This is a genomic window from Neobacillus niacini (assembly GCF_000759675.1).
Taxonomy (GTDB): Bacteria; Bacillota; Bacilli; order Bacillales; family Cytobacillaceae; genus Neobacillus; species Neobacillus niacini_A.
In genome coordinates, this window is sequence record NZ_BAWM01000047.1 from 24,143 (window position 1) to 41,948 (window position 17,806).

Genomic DNA, 17,806 nt, shown 5'->3' on the forward strand with positions numbered 1-17,806 from the left:
TCTCTCCCTTTTTATGCTTTTTCAGGTTTTTAAATTTGCTTTCAGATAAAGCTTGACTAGTATTGCTCTTTGAAGCCAGAGTCTTAATTACAATAAACTTCGACTTCTTTAATTGCTACCTTTTCAGAGCCGCCACCGGCCATAAGATCATAAATCCAGAATCTAACATATCTAACCGAACAAGAACTACTAAAATTAATTGGTTTATAATAAGATCCTGTTGTCGTTTGGTCAATAGCATCTATCCAATCATGCCCATTTTTAGAGACCTGAATCTTATATGAATAATGCGTACTGTCCTTCCCCCATATTACTTTTGCACCTGCAACTAGGTTTTCATCCTCAAGATCAATAAGAAGCCACTGTGGAGTATCAAAACTATTTGCCTGCCACATCGTTTTCAGATCTTGATTAATAGCCATAAGTGGCTCATTTCCTTCTGAAAAACTACTTGCATACGCTATTTTATTGCATGCTATATTTTCATTTTGGATATTTTGTGTAGACAGTGTATGAACCTTTTTCGCCCCAAAAATTTGCAAATCAACAATTCCAGCATTCATAAATGGGCTTGAAAAATGAATTCGTATATATCTTGCATTTGATGCGAAATATTCATACATTATTAGATTGCTAGAATCTACATCGAGCCGATTCACCAAAGTGATCCAGTCTCTTTTATTATTACTGACTTCCATTTTATATTCTTTCGGATATCCCTCTGAATTCCAAATCAGCTTTGAACCTGTAACATTGAGGCTTTCTCCTAAATCTAGCAATAACGATGGTTGCTGATCTATTTTACAAGGTTTCCAACAACTCTTTGGGTTTCCATCGTTTAGATTATTGACATTGTAATCAGCATCCTCACTGCTTCCCACTATAGAATAAGGTAATGCTAAATGATTATTTTTGATTATATTCATTTCATCGCTAGTAATTTTCGGTACAAACTCCCCGTGATAGGGAACATTTGTTATACTAGCACTCCCTTGTTCTAAACCAGGTGATGTAGCTGTTAGTGTTATCTCACCTGCCATTGAGGTTGAACGGATTAATGCAGGAGCTATTCCAGCTTCCGCCATAACGGGATTGGCCTTCGTCCGTTCCTCTGCATTTCCAATCAGAATACCAGGCCCTGATAAATGTAAGGATATAGATTGATTTGCTGTTGGCACAATGTTTCCAAATTTATCTCTTATGGTTATATAGGCCATTACCATATCAGAACTATTAGCGATAAAATCCTCCATTTCATTTATTTGGAATTCCACGCATAAATGAGTTGCTTCACTAGGTGTTGTAACCGTATTCGATATTACTACTTTGTCATTAATTAAACCCTCTGCCTTTAACACCCCGGGCTCCCAAGGAACTTCTGGAAAGATAATAATTGGATGAGCTATATATTCTACCTTTTCAGGACTTCTTGTATCCACAAGCTTTTCGTTTACATATAAATTAACTTTTTCAGTATTTGTATATACATGTACATCTTTTGGTGAAGATTTAGTCCAATAATTTGCTATAAATAGTGTCGGTCCGTTATTTTCTTCTGGGGGACACTGACTTTGAAACCAATAATAATTGAACTTAGGATATCGATCACGGTCTACGATACCAGAATAAGAAATTTCTCTTTCAGAACCTCGATTATAATCATTATAGCTCCAAAGTGCATATCCAGAAATCCGTGGATTTGCATTTAAACCCGACCAATCCCAATAACCATCTTCTTCATTTGCATCTTTCCACTTATTCCCCTTTAAAGAGTTTTGACGATGGTAACTAGAATTTGCAAGGCCGCTCTCCCCATGTTTTCTCGCAGAACGTTCTCCATCCTGAAGATTATGATTAGCATCGCCCCATTCTCTAGTAATTAAAGGCTTTGTCTCGCTATAAGCTTCTTTATAAACTACATCAAATTGGTCTCCAAAAGGGGCTCCAAAGTCGGAAGTGGCAAACGCCTGATTTGTAGGAAACTCTTCATGAACAATTTTATAGGCTTCCTTCGCAAATTCTTCAGGATACCATGTTTCATTTAAAATAGGCTCCCATAGAATAACGGAAGGATTATTCCTAAATAGTCTAATCATTTCTCGTGTCATTTGAAAAGAACGTTCGGAAAACTCACCTTTAGGCGTATAATACTGCCATCCAGGGGTAGGTACAATCGTCGCAATCCCTAGCTCATCACAAGCATTCATGAATGCCTGATTATGTGGGTAGTGACCTGTACGAATAAAATTAAATCCAGCCTCTTTTATTTTTTTTACGTCGCGGTATAGCATAGAATCCGAAACAGCATTACCTACATATAGATAATCCTCATGGGAATTTACTCCATTTAATAAAACCTTCTCATCATTGATGAAGAAACCTCTATCTGTGGTAAATTCAATTTTCCTAATTCCAATCCGAGTTTGATAGTCATCAACAACTTGATTACCTGTTTTTACTTTGATGTTAAGGGTATACAAGTTTGGATTACGCATACTCCATAATTTAGGCAAGTTCACATTTACCTTTTGTATAAAGGTATGATCTGAATTGGCTTCTATTTCTATTGGTACACTTTCTTCAGATGCCACAATTTTATTCTCTTCTTCGTCTATAATCATTGTTTCTACGCTTACATTTTTCATCATTTTAAAATCGTTTTGAATATTACTTTGAACTCGAACCACTGCTTTGTCAGTTCCTACTTCAGGGTACGTTATAAATACACCACCATCTGCAATTTTATTTGCATGAATTGCATCTGTAATGTATACATTCTCCGTTATTATCATTTCGACACTTCTGTATAATCCACCAAAATAAACAAAATCCAACTCTTTTTGTGGTTTTCCTGGCGGTGTTTGCCAATCATCATTGGTATCCACTTTAATCGAAATTACATTGTTTTCTCCAAATACAACAGATTTCGTAATATCAACAGTAAATGGAAGATACCCACCTTGATGTGTACAAAGAAGTTGACCATTCATCCAAACCTCTGAATTAATCATGACACCTTGAAAACGTATAAATATTTTTTTTCCCATATATTTTGGTGCTAAAGTAAAATATCTGCGATAAAAACTAATCCCCTGATAGCTTGGTGAATCTACCCATTCTTTAGGTTCTAGTTGAACCGTATGCGGTAAAGCAACTCGTTCCCAATTTCTATCATCGCATTCTAAATTCAAAGCACTCTCAAACTCACCTTTATGAAATAACCATTCCGTATTAAAGTTTAATACTTCTCTAATTTTTCTCTGTTTCAAAACGTATTACTCCATTTTCCCATTTAAAAATGTAAAATTTTTTTCAATGCTATTAATTGCTTTTATACTACCCAGAGTATTTGAAATTGTGCGATTCTCATGACCTTTTCAGCAAAATGATTGATTTTCCCCATCATTCTATTACTTTCCAACTATCATTCTCCTTTTCTTAAGGATAGAAATTTATACAATCGTTATGCTTGGATCTTGACTGATTTCTACCACTTTTCCACCGGAGCGGATGGATTCAGTTGCTGCACAGCCAACTGCAACGCTCATTCTTCCTGCAATTGGTGAAGTTAAAGGCTGTTTATTGTACAACACGAGATTAACAAAATCATTCGTGATTTTCGGATCGGCGCCGCCATGACTGCCCTGTTCTTTTTTCATGTCATAGGTAATATCGCTAAATTCGTTCCAGGAGTTGGATTTTCTTGTCTTGACGTATACCTTATCATTTACATCATCATTTTCAACTCTGCCTTTTGTCCCAATAAAGGTATAGTTCCTAGAATACTCTGGCGTAAAATGACATTGTAAGTACGATGCTTTAATACCGCCTTCTAACTCCATGATTAGCATATTATTATCCTCAACATCGATTTCTTCACGGAAAGCACATTGTGTTAACGTATGTAGACTAGCTTCCGGGCATGTATCTTTTAATTCACAAGCTGGGCAGGTTAAGTGATTAGGTTTATCCCCTCCGTAATAGTCTAGGCTCCCAAAAGCAGAAACTCGTTTTGTATATTTTCCTGTAATCCAATGGATGACGTCGAGATCATGGGAACCCTTTTGCAGCAATAGTGAAGTAGTGTTTTTTGCGGTTCCATGCCAGTCATGATAGTAGTAATAGCCTCCTAATCCGACAAAATGCCTTACCCAAACGGCTTTAATATCACCAATCACACCCGAGTCGATAATCTCTTTCATCGTCTGATACATGCTCATATATCGCATATTGAAACCAACCATTAAATGTTTTCCTGATTTTTCTGCTTGTTCGATAATCCGATCGCAGCCTTCTACTGTGATTGCTAACGGCTTTTCACAATAGACATGCTTTCCTGCTTGAAGGGCTGCGATGGCATGCTCCTCATGCAAATAATCGGGCGAAAGAATAGCCACTGCGTCAACATCCTTACGGGCTAAAAGCTCTTTATAATCTGTAGTAATGTAGGCATGTTCATTAATTTTTTCTTGAAATGTCTTCAATCTTTCCAGTGAAACATCGGCAGCTGCGACAACCACCGATTTCCCGCCAGGATTGTGCCAGTACTTCGCGATTCCGCTTCGAAGTCCTGCACCGATGATACCAATTCTTACAGTTTCCATTTGTAATTCACTCCTATTTTAGATTTGAATCTTTTACTGGTTAACTTTAGGAAATATACATTGCGGATTCAACTTTAACTTCATTGCTCCATTCACTATACCCTGCAAAGTTGCTAGCTCTTACCTTTACAGTATGACTAGAGCGTGGTACTAGACCTAACTGCGAAAATTCACTAGTAACATTACTTATTACTCTGTCATCAAACATAATGTCGTAATGCAGTGCTCCTGGTGAATTGTCCCATTTTATATTTAGAATGGACTCGCTTTTGCTCACAATAGTCAAATTTTCCGGAACAGAAGGTATCTGAGGAAATTCTCCCGAACCAAACATAATCCAGTTAAGTTTACACATATTTTGACTTGCACCATTAAACACAAGATATACTTTTTGCTTTCCAGTAACTTGTTTTGCAAGGTCACTCTTCATATTTACATACTTATTTATATCACCCGTATTGGGAATATGAAGTGTACTTATTAATTCACCATCCATGTGATCAATTCTTACCTCAATCGTTCCTCCGGTTAATGAACTTGCTACTCTTGCATTGAACCATGCCGCATCGCCGGCACCAAAATCGACTTGATCATATTGCAACCAATCTCCGTCTTTTAGATTCGATATACATAGATCATATTCACGGTTTGGATCATCGCTTATCCATTCTGTTTTTGGGTTTATTTGGAGTTCCTTATCCGAAACAAACGTTTGATCATCGTAGCGTGCAGCATCGATTCTTCTATTTATCCCAAATAGATTGCCTTGATTTTCTGAGGTTGTCAGTTCAAAGGAATCTACATCTACATATCCGCCAAGCTTTATTGTTGCATAGTTAAAAATTCCAAATCTCATTCCGACGTAGGTACCGTAATGCATATCGTATCTTCCACCAAGCTGTGTAAAACGGATACCGTCTAAACTATATGAAAACTCCATTCTATATTCGTGCCTTGGAGTCTCTGCTCTTAACCATACGTCCTTAATACCTGCAGACAAATTCACGGATACATGTTCAGTCGTATTATCATTAATAACGATAGATTTATGGCCCTCTTCATTTTTGATCCCAATAAAGGTAAAATCTCTTTGCATTAAGCATAGACCAGTCGTATCACCATCGGCCACATGGCTCACATCTAACTTAACAGTTCCAATACAGTCTGGGCCAACTACCCTCTGCGTAAGCGTATTTCGCGCATAGGTTAAGTTATCCGTTACACTTGAAGTCTTAAGTCTAATATATCCTGGTCTTTCTTCAAGACTCCATTTACTGTTATCCGGATTGTGATTCCATTGCCACTGTAACCCTAACTTATTCGTGATAAAGTCATCAGAAGATGGAAGTGCCTTCGGTTCAATATGCTCCAGATTCGGTATATTAGGCTTTTTATATGTAACAACAGCTTTTTCGCCATCTACCAGCCCCATGTATGGCCAGCCATTCTTCCATATAACTGGCTGCAGGGTCGGTACTCTTCCAAGTTTAGATCGATCTTGGAATATGATTGCCCACCATTCCAAGGTACCGTCTTCCTGAGGAACATCGACAATCCCCCCTTGATGAATTCCATTCCCCCAGAAATTCATAAAGCTTGCCATAATATCCTCGACTTCATAAGGCCCGTTCGCTAAATCTTTGGTTCGAACCGCCACTTCTTTTTTTGAACCATGCTTCCAAATCGGCGTAGTTAGAATATAGTAGGTGCCATTTATTTTATATACATGGGCTCCCTCGTTATACCCATTGTAACGATGACCCGGACATGGGTAAGAATAGATCTTTTTGCCGTTTCTTTTGGCGCCGGGTTCTCGCTTAGATATGATCGATAATTGGCCTGTTTCTTCATCCACGATCTCTAACTCGCTAAGATACAGTTCTCCTTGTCCATGGACTACATATATTTTTCCGTTATCGTCGAACAATAAGCCCGGATCATAAAGTTCATCTTCTAGTTTATAGAGTGACCAAGGCCCGCTTGCTTGATCTGCAATACTTACATATGCAGCATCTCGATTAATATTAAACATGAGGTAAAACTTTTCGTTATGATATCTTAGACTCGTTGCCCATGGACCTTCATCATAAACATCGCCGTTGATAAGGTCGTACTCGTCGCCTTCCATTCTTTCAACGGCATAACTTTCATATTCCCAATTCACCAAGTCCTTGGAGCTCATAATAGGACAGCCTGGAAAAACATGCATACTTGTTGAAGACATATAATATGTATCGCCAACTCTGATCACATCATTATCCGGATAGTCCCCCCACATGATTGGATTCGTATAGGTGCTATTTCCATTGTCGGAAATCCATCCATTTGCAGTTTCTGTAACATTTCTTTTCATTGTTCGTAGACCTCCATTTTTAGAAATCATCAATTTTTATCTAAACCGAAAACGTAATATCGAGGAAAGTGGATACAGGTCAGTTTGCTAAACATACTTTCCTCCAATTACAACAAGAAGCGTGAGAATATCACGCTCCTTCGTTCAACTCAAGTTATATCCATTATTTCTTAAAAGTCTCGTCATAGGCTTTATTGATTAGCTTCAGAGCTCGGTCAGAGCCAAGTTTTTTAACCTGTGGAATAACTTCAGAATCCCAGGTATCAATGCTTTTCTTACCGATAATCACATTTACCGAAGCTTCCTCTACATAGGTATCAATAGCCGTTTTGAGGTCGGTATATTCTTTTTTCGCATTCGTATCGCTGAATTTTGCATCAAGGACCGCCTTGCCAAATGCTTGGTTTTCTTCCAAAAATGATACCGATTTTTTCATGGCAGCACCATTTAACTCAAAAGTATTAATAGCAGTTTGATTTACAACGGTGAAAAGCTCTTGGGTATTTAGCCCCGCATTCGTGATGGAACCATTTGGTGTAGCAGGAGTTTGAAAATCCTTTAAAAATTTCACAGTACCATCGGAATTCTTTTGATAAGATTCGCCTTCGATACCAAATTGCATGGCATCGATACCTTCTGGGCTGTACATCCAATTCAGCAAATTAACCAATTCATCTTTGTATTTCGTTTGATTTGAAATCACTTTGTAGCTTTGGAAATACCCACTTAAAACAGGGGTACCAACTCTATTATTCTTGTAAGCTGGTTGAAGCATAGCCGTAAATTCAAAGCCCTGTGGAATTTTGCTTCCCATTTGTTGAACAATCTCGTCGCCAACTTGCGGGTAGTCAATGGTAACAAAACCTTTGTTTGTAGCTAAGAGTTCATTCCATTCTTCATCTGAAATCGTAGCAAAGTTGGGATTTAATAAGCCTTCGGAATACAATTTATTCAAGTAAACCAACGTATCCTTGTAGGCTTGGCTTGTTGGACCGAATAGATACTTTTCTTTTTCTGGGTCAAGATAGAAAGTGCTACTCGTTCCTCTATAGTAAGCTTGGTTGCCTATTAGGTGACCCGAGCCCCATCTTACAAAATAGGGATAAGAATCTGGGTAAAGTTTCTTTAGTTGAACTAAGGTCTTGTATAAATCGTCAAACGTTTCGAACTTCGTGGATAGATTGTTTTTTGCAAAAATATCAGTCCTACCCAACATAACTTCGTCGGCACGATATGGCACATCATAAATTCTTGGGAAGCCATAATATTTGCCGTTAGGCGAACGAGTCAGATCCATGGCAGGTGAATATTTTTCCAACATCGCTTTGTAATGATCAAGCTTCCCTGCTTCCATATAAGGCGTTAAATCTAAGAATGCTCCTTGTGGACCATAACGGTCCGCTTCACTACTTGATAACGTAATCAAATCGGGTAGTGATCCAGATGCTAACGTGGTACTCAATTTTTGTGTATAGTCTGCACGAGCTACGCTAACGGGTTTGATTTTAATATTTGTGTACTTTTGAATGGTCTTAAAAATTTCCTCGTCGCCAGTGTATGGGGTATTAGCACTAAAAAACCAAGAAACTTCAATGGGCTTTTCGCTAATTTTTTGTCCGGCGGCATTCTTGTCTGATTTCTGTGACGTTGTTGTTTTGGCAGGTTCCTTGCTACACGCTGTAACTAACAACATCATGGTAGCTACAAATAAGATCAATAATCTTTTCATGATAAATCTCTCCTCGTATATTAGTAGTCTACTTAATTTCCAATTCTTTATTTTTTAGTGCTTGACATATTACCACTGGCTTATTAATAAATTTTATAAATTATCCTTTTATTGAGCCGATCATCATACCCTTGACAATGTACTTTTGTATAAAAGGATAACTACACATAATAGGAAGGGTAGTGATGACAATGGATGCCATTTTTAAAGATTCCGTTGCCGAGTGATTTAATTGAGAATAAGCGTCTTTTTCGGCTGGATTAAAGCTTGCAGATACCAGAATATTTCTTAAAATCATCTGCAAAGGGTATTTATCAATGTCATTTAAGTAAAGCAACGCATTGAAATATCCATTCCAAATGCCAACAGCTGTAAATAAGCCGATGGTTGCCAGGATTGGCTTAGAGAGTGGCAAAATGACTTTTACTAATATTTGAAAATCCGTGGCCCCATCAATGTAAGCAGATTCACTTAGGCTTTCCGGTATATTCCTAAAGAAGGATCTCATGAGAATAATGTTAAATGCGGACAATGCCCCCGGAAGAACCATAACCCAAATGGTGTCTAACATATGCAGGGACTTATAAGCCAAATAGGTTGGAATCATACCGCCACCAAAAAACATGGTTATAAGGTACACCTTGGAGAAAAATGGACGCATTTGAAACTTATCCTTGGAAAGTGGATATGCAGTTATGGCTGTGAAAAACAAGGTGAAAGACGTTCCCAGCGCAGTATACACAATTGTGTTTTTATATGCAGTAAAAAAAATAGGATGGTCTATCATGGTCTTGAATGCACCTAGGTCAAAACCTTTTGGAAAAAAGGTAACTTTCCCCGCAATTACTTCTGCGGGATCGCTAATAGATACAGACACAACGTATACAAAGGGATAGAGCATAACTAGTACAAGAATAGCCAAAATGATGTACACGAAGGAAAGAAAGACGCGATCTCCCATTGGTTCTTTGATTTTGTTAGGATTCTTTTTCATGACATCACCATAAACTTTCCTTTAAAAATTTTCTGGATAAATAGTTTGCTCCAAATACAAAAACAATGGAAACCAAACTGTTAAACAACCCAATAGCACTTGAAAATCCATAATCTTGGTCGATAATACCTTTACGGTAAACATAGGTAGAAATAACATCGGCAACATCATAGGTAGCAGGGCTATACATTAACAGAATTTTATCGAACCCAACGCTGATAATACCACCAATGGCTAAGATTAACAAAACAATGATGGTTGGGCGGAGTGCGGGAAGGGTGATGTAAAAAATCTGTTTAAACTTAGAACAGCCATCCATCTTAGCCGCTTCATACATTTCTGGGTCAATCCCTGTAATGGCCGCCAAGTAGAGTATGCTGGCATAACCAATTTCCTGCCAAATACCTGAGCCAACATACAAGCTTCTAAAGTATCCGGATTCGTTAAAAAATTGGATCGGGTCAACACCGAAATTTGCTAACAATCCATTTACAATACCAGTATCGCCAAAAATGGTTTTCATAATGCCCACAATGACAACAACCGAAACAAAGTAAGGTAAATACGTAGCGGTTTGAACAAATCTCTTCATTTTGGGATGCACCACTTCGTTAATCAACAAAGCCAGAATAATGGGTGCGGGAAAAGCCCACAACAAGTTAACAGAACCAAGAACAAACGTGTTTTTTATAATTCTAAAAAAGTTGGGATCATTAAAAAAACGAATAAAGTTATCAAAGCCAATCCATTCAGAGCCACGAATTCCTAAAAACAAACTGTAATTTTGAAAAGCAGTTACGATACCGACCATGGGGTAATAAGCAAACAAGGCAATCATGATTAACCCCGGAATCGACATCAGCAATAGAAGGCGGTTATATTTCCAGTCGTAATTTAACTTAGAAATAAATGACTTTTTAGATATCTTTTCGATAGTCGTCGATTGAGTTATTTTTTCGATAGTCGTCGACAAGAGCTCACCTCATCCCCTTTTTTTGAAACGACCGAACTGTTTAGGGTCCAACCATTCGCTGCCCTCGATCCCCTTGGTCGGAAGAACTCCTTACGCGAACGAAAGCCGCCAGCCGTACCGGAACCGATCTCCATTTGTGCCAATTGCATTCCAAGACACCTCTCTTTCTTTTAAGCTCTACTAGATGTTTGCGCTTTCTTTTAAGCTCTACTAGATGTTTGCGGATTCCCGTAATGTTTCTTGCTGGAAAACCAGTACATTCATCATAGCTGCAACCTTATGGAGCAAAAATAAGCAAAACTTCAGATAAGTGCGCATTAATGCAGAATACCGATGTGCAATTCTTATTTACTTGCGCAAAAATTGAGAATTCTTTAAAATTTTCAGCCCTAAGAGCTTCTAAATAAAATAATATGTAGATAAGGTATAATTTTCCTTACAAACACAATTATCCCCCTACTCAGTTGCTGCACATCCTACCGCGACACTCATTCTTCCTGCATATGGTGTTGTTAAAGGCTGCTTATTGTTTAAGACTAGCTCGACAAATTCGTTGCATATTTTCGGATCTGCACCACCGTGACCACCTCCTTAAATTCACCCCATCTGTTCTCTGCAAAACCGTCCAAACGTTCTCCAAAATTCCAAAAAAAAACATACCGAAATTTTCTTTGATTTTCCTAAAAGGGACAAGAGGGACAGCCCATGTTCATTGAATCTTTGATGATTCACGCATAACCAATTGGAAAGGAACAAAAATCTTAACATCCAGCTTTGTTTTCTCTTCAACCCGATCAATTATCGTTTTAGCTGCCAGCTCACCTATTTCATATTTTGGAATGTCGATTGTTGTAAGTGGTGGTGATGAGTATTTGGACATCTCAAGATTATCTAAACCTACAAATGCAATATCTTCTGGAATTCTCAATTTATTTTCAACTACTGCCCTCATTGCAGCGAGTGCCATCATGTCACTTGCACAAAACATAGCTGTTGGCAGATTATGAGCACAATCCTTTAACAGCCTTGACATGCATTCATAACTAACTTCCATAGACCACTTTGTATTGGCGACCCATTCAGGAAGGATAATAAGTCCAGCTTCACTCATCGTTTTTTGATAGCCTATAAATCGTTTTTCTCCTTCTAAATTTTCGTATTTCTCACCAATACCTCCGCCAAGAAAACCTATTTTTTTATGTCCCTGTTGAATTAAATGCTCTACAGCCATTTTTCCAGCTGCTTCTCGATCAAAATCGATGAAGGATATATTTTTATCTGTATAGTGAATATCAATACTGACGACAGGCATATATTGCAAAATGTACTCCAAAGTGCTGTCATCAATTTTATCATCCAGAATTAGCCCTTCTATACCCGATTCATGTACAAACTTAAGAAGTTGAGTTTCATTCTGAAGTTCCTCTTTATATATATTTATTAAGGTATAGCCAGCATTCATAATATGGTCACTAATCCCTGCGAAAACAATTGAATAGTAAGGAGTTCTTTCAACTAAATATGGTTGGGCAACCCAACCAATTTTCATTGTTCTTGTTTTATTTTTTTGATGATGATTGGCTACTAAATTTCTAGCATCCTGATTCGGTACGTACCCCAGCTCTTTTACTGCTTCCCAGATCTTTCTTTTCGTTTCCGGTTTCACAGCTCGGGTTGGATCATTTTGAATCACTCTAGAAACTGTAGAAATAGAAACACCAACATATTCAGCAATATCTTTAAGTCTAATCACTAGTAAATCTCCTTTTAAGTATTAACTTGATCTTTCTTTACTAGGACATCAAAAATAGAAAGAAAATAATAATTATTTTTTAGTGTAATTCCATTTTTTTACAGATGAGTTTCATTTATATTGTCGGGTTGTAGGTACAAGTTGAAAAATTGAATTACCACCGCTGGTTTTAATTTAATTGTCTGATTTGTACAAAGAATTCCGATTAATTAGAATATACATTACGTTTAATAACCTGTCAACCCATTGCATATGGCGAGGGCACTGAAGAGCTAAGAGTTTTTCACAGTTATACAATTGGCTTATCAAAAAAGACGACTTTTATTCCATGCTTTAGAATAAAAGTCGTCTTTTTTTAATTTTAACCCGGGATTATTCCGTTTTTTAATCAATCAGTTTCAATATTCTTTTCAAATTTACTGTAAATATCGCCATAGCACCTTGCAATTCCATGCCAATTAAACCCAAGGATTTTGCAACATCGTACCCGTGTCTGTGTTTTAATTCGCTATTTTTAGCCTCTATTTTGTACCGTTCTTTTGAATTTTCTATGAAAAAATCACTTTCTTGAAATTTCTCCTGTTCGGTATGTACATGTGATTTTATAGTTACTGAGTAAGTCTTACTTTTAGCACCTACCTTATAACATCCCTCTTTAAAAGGCACTCATGGCAATGTGCGTTTTATATCCAAAAAATGATGAATCAGCAGTTTTATGACCTACTTTTGCATCCTTATCTTCATAAATCTGTAAATGTTCGATATCATCGGCGACTGCTTCTTTAAGAAGATTTAACTGTTCCATTACCTTTGGATATTGGGCAAGGTTATCTGCGTTTTAATTACATCAATGAGATTCTGGCAATAATCTATTTCATCTTCTAAAACATCAACTGTGTTTTTGGCTGGGAACTTATCTTTCATAGATTCATCTATCTTATAAACGGCTTTTCTCAGCTTTTTGGAACGGTCCATGAGAATTTCTCTAGGCGATTTCTGATTGTAGCGAGCTTTTGTATGAGTGGCATCCACAATAATGGATTTAGTTTTTATGATTTCCTTTTCGATGGCAATCCCAACGGTTTTATTGATAAGCATGTCCAATAGGTTTACATCTTTTAACCGAAGTTTTCGGAACTTCGTAAGAGAGCTTGATTCAATCACTGCCTCTTCTGGTGCAATATTTAGAAAATACTTAAATGACATGTCATATTTCGAACGCTCAACCACATCGACATCAGACAAGTCATAGATAGACTTCAACAATAAATATTTGAACATACGAATAGGGTCGGTGGCATTTCGACCGTTATCAAGGCAATATTTATCTTTAAGCTCATCAAAAACAAAAGAGAAGTCGATTAGTTCGTTAATTTTACGCAACAGATTATCCTTTGGAACAACTAAATCATAAATAGCCATAAATGGACTGAAAATCATTGATAGTTGATTTTGAATCATAGTACCCACCCGTTTAAAATTGATTCTATAATTATACAGCAAAAAAGGTATAATTCCCTCAGATTATGAGGTATTATACCTTTTTTACTTTAAAGGGACTTTTTCAGTGCCCTCGCATATGGCAAGGGGGATTCTTATTAAAACTGGAGTGTGACTTTTTGATCCTTGCAAACTTTCAGGGACAGATAACCCTCGGTCGGTTCAAGGGTCCGGTCTTCCTTTCCTTCTTCACGGACAATTGCCGATTTATCGGATTTCATTCGAAACGTATTGTCGACACGGCAAGCGAAGTCAAGCTGACTGACTTGCATACGCTCCCATGTAAGAGAAATTTCAAACCCTCCACGGACGCGAACGCCGGATAGCGCCCCGCTCTGCCAAGCGGATGGAATTGCAGGCAATAATTCGACATACCCTCTGTGGGATTGAACAATCATCTCTGCAATGCCCGCCGTATAGCCGAAATTTCCGTCAATTTGAAAAGGAGGATGGGAACCAAGTAGATTAGGAGATATGCCGCTGCCTTTTCCCCCATATGCTGTAACGACGTTAAAAATACGCCGAAGCAGCAGAAAAGCGCGTTCCCCATCCTTCAAACGAGCCCATAAACAAACCTTCCACCCGAGACTCCAGCCTGATCCGGCATCGCCGCGTCTGATCAACGTTAGCCGGACGGCATCCAGCATCACATCCTCCGTCAGTTGATTTCCTGGATACGCGCCGTAAAGGTGTGACACATGACGATGATCCTGATATTCATCCTCGTAATCAATGAGCCATTCTTGCAGCTGGCCGTATTTCCCTATTTGCATCGGATGAAGACGTGCCTTGGCTGCAGCCATATGCTTCACCCATTCATCTTCAACTCCAAGAATGTCAACCATGTTCAAACAATTCTCAAATAAGTCGCCGATAAGTTGGAGATCCATCGTCGCACCTTGTGAAACCGCTCCCAGCTGACCGTCATTCGAATAAAAATGGTGCTCCGGCGATGTCGAAGGCGATGTAATCAGATATCCACTTTCATCCTCCACGAGCCAATCCAAGCAAAATTCAGCCGCGCCTTTCATAATTTGATACGCTTCTTCTGCAAGAAATTGTTTATCCTGCGTGTACTCGTAATGCTCCCATAAGTGGCGGCACAGCCAAACCCCGGACATCGGCCAGAATGCCCAGGCCGGATCTCCGTGCCGCTCGGCGCCTACAGGCTGTGCATGTCTCCATAAATCCGAATTGTGATGCGCCGCCCAGCCATTTAGCCCATACCGCTCCTTGACCATTTTCCTGCCGTTTACCGAAAGCTCCTGAATCGCCTTCAGCAGCGGACGGTGGCATTCGGATAAATTCGTCACTTCCGCAGGCCAATAATTCATTTCCGTATTAATATTCAGCGTATAATTGCATCCCCAAGGCGGCCGCACCATATCGTTCCATATCCCCTGCAGGTTGGTCGGCTGAGTCCCTTCCCGGGAAGAGGCGATCAGCAAGTAGCGTCCGAAATGAAACAACAAGGCAACCATTGCTGGGTCGTTAGCACCATATTTCTGCATCCGCTTATCGGTATCAAGCATTTCGTCCTCCAGGGCACCATCCTCTAGAGTAAAATCGACTCGATCAAACAGCTCCCGATAATCGCGTATATGCTCCTCTTTCAATTGATCGTAAGAAATTTCCATCGCTTTCGAAAGTATTGACTCATTATGTCGGGCCAATAGGCCAAAATCGGTGCCTGGCAATTGATCGTAGCCGTTGAAGGACGTCGCGGCCGCAAAGTAAAGAACAACTTTCGTAGCGTCTTGAACACATAACTTGCCATTCCGATATACAACTTGGCCATCTTCGATCGAAGCACCCAATCTTCCCTCAAAATGAATCGATTTCGTATTGCCGAAATCTCCGTATACAATCGGCTGCAAATCCTCCTCATAATAACCCGGTGCACAGTATTCGGGACAAATCCCTTGCAAACACAATGCATGATCGTCCTGCAGCGCATAGGATTTATGCAGACTGTCCAAGGTTACCTCGAAGTTAAGCTGCATGGGAATGGAACTTGTCAGCCGTATTGCGAGCACCTGATGAGGGCTTGAAATAAAAGCCTCGCGCGTATATTCGACCGGGCCAATCGTGTACGTTACCGAAGAAAGAGCGCGTTCCAGGTCCAGCGACCGTTTATACCGCTGGCCTTCCTCGCCGTGCATAAAGCGTATTCCCAAGTTCCCAAGAGGCATATACACTTGCGCATAAGGGCCGAACATATTTTTCGTTTCCTCGTCTGCCTCGCCATATTTATGCTCGCGAAGCAGCTGCCTCACTTTCTGCAGCGATTCCCGATCGTCATGCGGCTTATATCGACTTGGGGGACCAGACCACAGCGTATCTTCGTTCAGCTGAAAACGCTCCTCCCCCACGCCTCCAAAATGCATAGCACCTATTCTTCCGTTGCCAAGCGGCAATGCCTCCGTCCAGTGCAACGCAGGCTTGCTGTATAATAAACTTTTCATATCGTTCCCCTCCCTGAGACTGGCCCCAGAATCCTTATTAACGGTTCTGTGGCCAGCATAACTACTCATCCGGAATTTATTGCTTTTTGGACATCTTCGCGTCGTATGCTCTTTGATAGATTTCCAGATAGCGCTTCAAATTCATGCCGTCTAACGTTTGGATATAAGAATCCCAATCTTTATCGAGACTTGCGTCTCCCGTCACAAACCGGGCAATCATTTCTTTAACAAAGTCTCCGATCGTTTTCTCCAAATCAGCAAGCTCGGATGCCTGTTCGTTCGTCATATAAAGTTCAGGAATGATCGACGCCGCATCCTGCTTATATTTTTCGTAATTTTCAATTGTCTCTTTATACAAAACGATTTCAAGCGACGGTTTTGTCGGATCCGTGGCTGTTCCGAGTCGCAGCTCGTTCGTGCGCAATGTCGGAGCAAGCTGCTTCCAGCTGTCGTTTTGTACGGCAGCCTCATTCGGGTTAGGGAGGACTTCCCATATTGCCTTTTTGCCGTTAACTCCGATTTCGGATTCATTCGCCCAAGTCCATCGCTTTTCTTTCTCCCCATAAATGGAAGTGAGGGTCATCTCCGTGTTATATAACAAGTCGGCCAGGCGGAATGCAACTTCCGGGTGTTTACATGATTTCGTGATCAGGTAAAAGCCGCCTTTGACACTTTGAGCAACTGGAGCAACTTGAACACCCCCAGGACCTTTTAGAGGCGGAACCGTAACGTAATCAAGCCATCTTCCACTTTTTCCACCCACCTTCGTAAAGCCTGGAACTAATCCCGATCCAGCGCCGACCAGTTCGGCTTCTGGAGTTCACCGATTTGTTCAAGGACCGTTCCTGAGATCGAGTATTTTTCTAATGAAGGTTTTAAATCTTCTGGAAGAAAATCTTGATAAAGAATACCCATATCTTTTGTAAGCCAGTCGTAATCTCCTCGCTCCAGCTTCCAAAAGTGTTGGTGTGAATCAATGATTTTGATACCTATCCCTCCTAACTGGTAATTTGATTGTTATCGATAACATTAAAATAACAAATCAATTTTTAATTGTCAATATATTTAGTAAATTAGATAGATTCACAGAAAAAGACAGATGGGCTCCCATCTGTCTTTTTTATGCAGGCGTATTATTGAACCGATTTCCCGATTCTTTCTGTGGTATTAAGTTTTTAAATTTAAGATCAGCAATCCAGTAAATCAGATAAGCAGAAACACTGAAAAAGAAAAAGAAAATTAAAAAGGAAAAGCGTAATGAAAGAATGGTCCATGCACTAAGAATAATCATACAAAAAATCGATAAATGAATTTTGTATAAACCTACTTTAAAACTATTAAGACACAAGTACTTAAAGGACGTGACCATATTAACCATCAGTGGATAAATGCTTAAAAAAGATAGAACAAATAAAAAACTGACCAATAGGATTAC

9 protein-coding genes and 2 pseudogenes are annotated in these 17,806 nt (G+C 39.2%); all 11 read right to left on the bottom strand.

The window, feature by feature from the left end; all coding sequences use genetic code 11:
* Window positions 1–83: 83 nt before the first annotated feature.
* Window positions 84–3,269, bottom strand: coding sequence for a discoidin domain-containing protein (locus TR08_RS18800; RefSeq protein ID WP_045520804.1), 3,186 nt, complete (start codon window positions 3,267–3,269; stop codon window positions 84–86).
* Window positions 3,270–3,452: 183 nt separating this feature from the next.
* Complete coding sequence (locus TR08_RS18805) at window positions 3,453–4,604, bottom strand: Gfo/Idh/MocA family protein (RefSeq protein WP_045520806.1); 1,152 nt, start codon at window positions 4,602–4,604, stop codon at window positions 3,453–3,455.
* Window positions 4,605–4,650: 46 nt separating this feature from the next.
* The gene (locus TR08_RS18810; RefSeq protein ID WP_052427527.1) at window positions 4,651–6,957 is read right to left on the bottom strand and encodes a family 43 glycosylhydrolase; all 2,307 of its coding nucleotides are present in this window, start codon (window positions 6,955–6,957) and stop codon (window positions 4,651–4,653) included.
* 163 nt (window positions 6,958–7,120) lie between these two features.
* On the bottom strand, window positions 7,121–8,686 hold the full coding sequence (locus tag TR08_RS18815; RefSeq protein WP_045520808.1) for an extracellular solute-binding protein: 1,566 nt from the start codon (window positions 8,684–8,686) through the stop codon (window positions 7,121–7,123).
* 100 nt (window positions 8,687–8,786) lie between these two features.
* Window positions 8,787–9,680 (bottom strand): carbohydrate ABC transporter permease, encoded by an 894-nt coding sequence (locus TR08_RS18820; protein ID WP_045520810.1) that lies wholly within the window; start codon window positions 9,678–9,680, stop codon window positions 8,787–8,789.
* Window positions 9,681–9,684: 4 nt separating this feature from the next.
* Window positions 9,685–10,653, bottom strand: coding sequence for an ABC transporter permease (locus TR08_RS18825; protein ID WP_238579186.1), 969 nt, complete (start codon window positions 10,651–10,653; stop codon window positions 9,685–9,687).
* Between the two features lie 456 nt (window positions 10,654–11,109).
* Window positions 11,110–11,241: pseudogene (locus TR08_RS33295) on the bottom strand (Gfo/Idh/MocA family protein); the annotation flags it as partial.
* Between the two features lie 121 nt (window positions 11,242–11,362).
* A complete protein-coding gene (locus tag TR08_RS18830) occupies window positions 11,363–12,406 on the bottom strand; it encodes a LacI family DNA-binding transcriptional regulator (RefSeq protein ID WP_045520812.1) in 1,044 nt (347 codons plus the stop codon).
* 384 nt (window positions 12,407–12,790) lie between these two features.
* A pseudogene (locus TR08_RS18835) lies at window positions 12,791–13,867 on the bottom strand (transposase).
* Window positions 13,868–14,004: 137 nt separating this feature from the next.
* Entirely contained in the window at window positions 14,005–16,371 is a 2,367-nt protein-coding gene (locus TR08_RS18840) for a glycoside hydrolase family 95 protein (protein ID WP_045520814.1), read from the bottom strand.
* A 76-nt stretch (window positions 16,372–16,447) separates the two neighbouring features.
* Window positions 16,448–16,972 carry a hypothetical protein gene (locus tag TR08_RS18845; RefSeq protein WP_152597465.1) on the bottom strand — a complete coding sequence of 175 codons (525 nt, stop codon included), beginning with the start codon at window positions 16,970–16,972 and terminating at the stop codon, window positions 16,448–16,450.
* Between the last annotated feature and the right edge of the window lie 834 nt (window positions 16,973–17,806).

Excerpts from the sequence above, each read along its gene's own strand:
- TR08_RS18805 (WP_045520806.1), bottom strand. The coding sequence starts at position 4,604 with ATGGAAACTGTAAGAATTGGTATCATCGGTGCAGGACTTCGAAGCGGA.
- TR08_RS18810 (WP_052427527.1), bottom strand. The coding sequence starts at position 6,957 with ATGAAAAGAAATGTTACAGAAACTGCAAATGGATGGATTTCCGACAAT.
- TR08_RS18815 (WP_045520808.1), bottom strand. The coding sequence starts at position 8,686 with ATGAAAAGATTATTGATCTTATTTGTAGCTACCATGATGTTGTTAGTT.
- TR08_RS18820 (WP_045520810.1), bottom strand. The coding sequence starts at position 9,680 with ATGAAAAAGAATCCTAACAAAATCAAAGAACCAATGGGAGATCGCGTC.
- TR08_RS18840 (WP_045520814.1), bottom strand. The coding sequence starts at position 16,371 with ATGAAAAGTTTATTATACAGCAAGCCTGCGTTGCACTGGACGGAGGCA.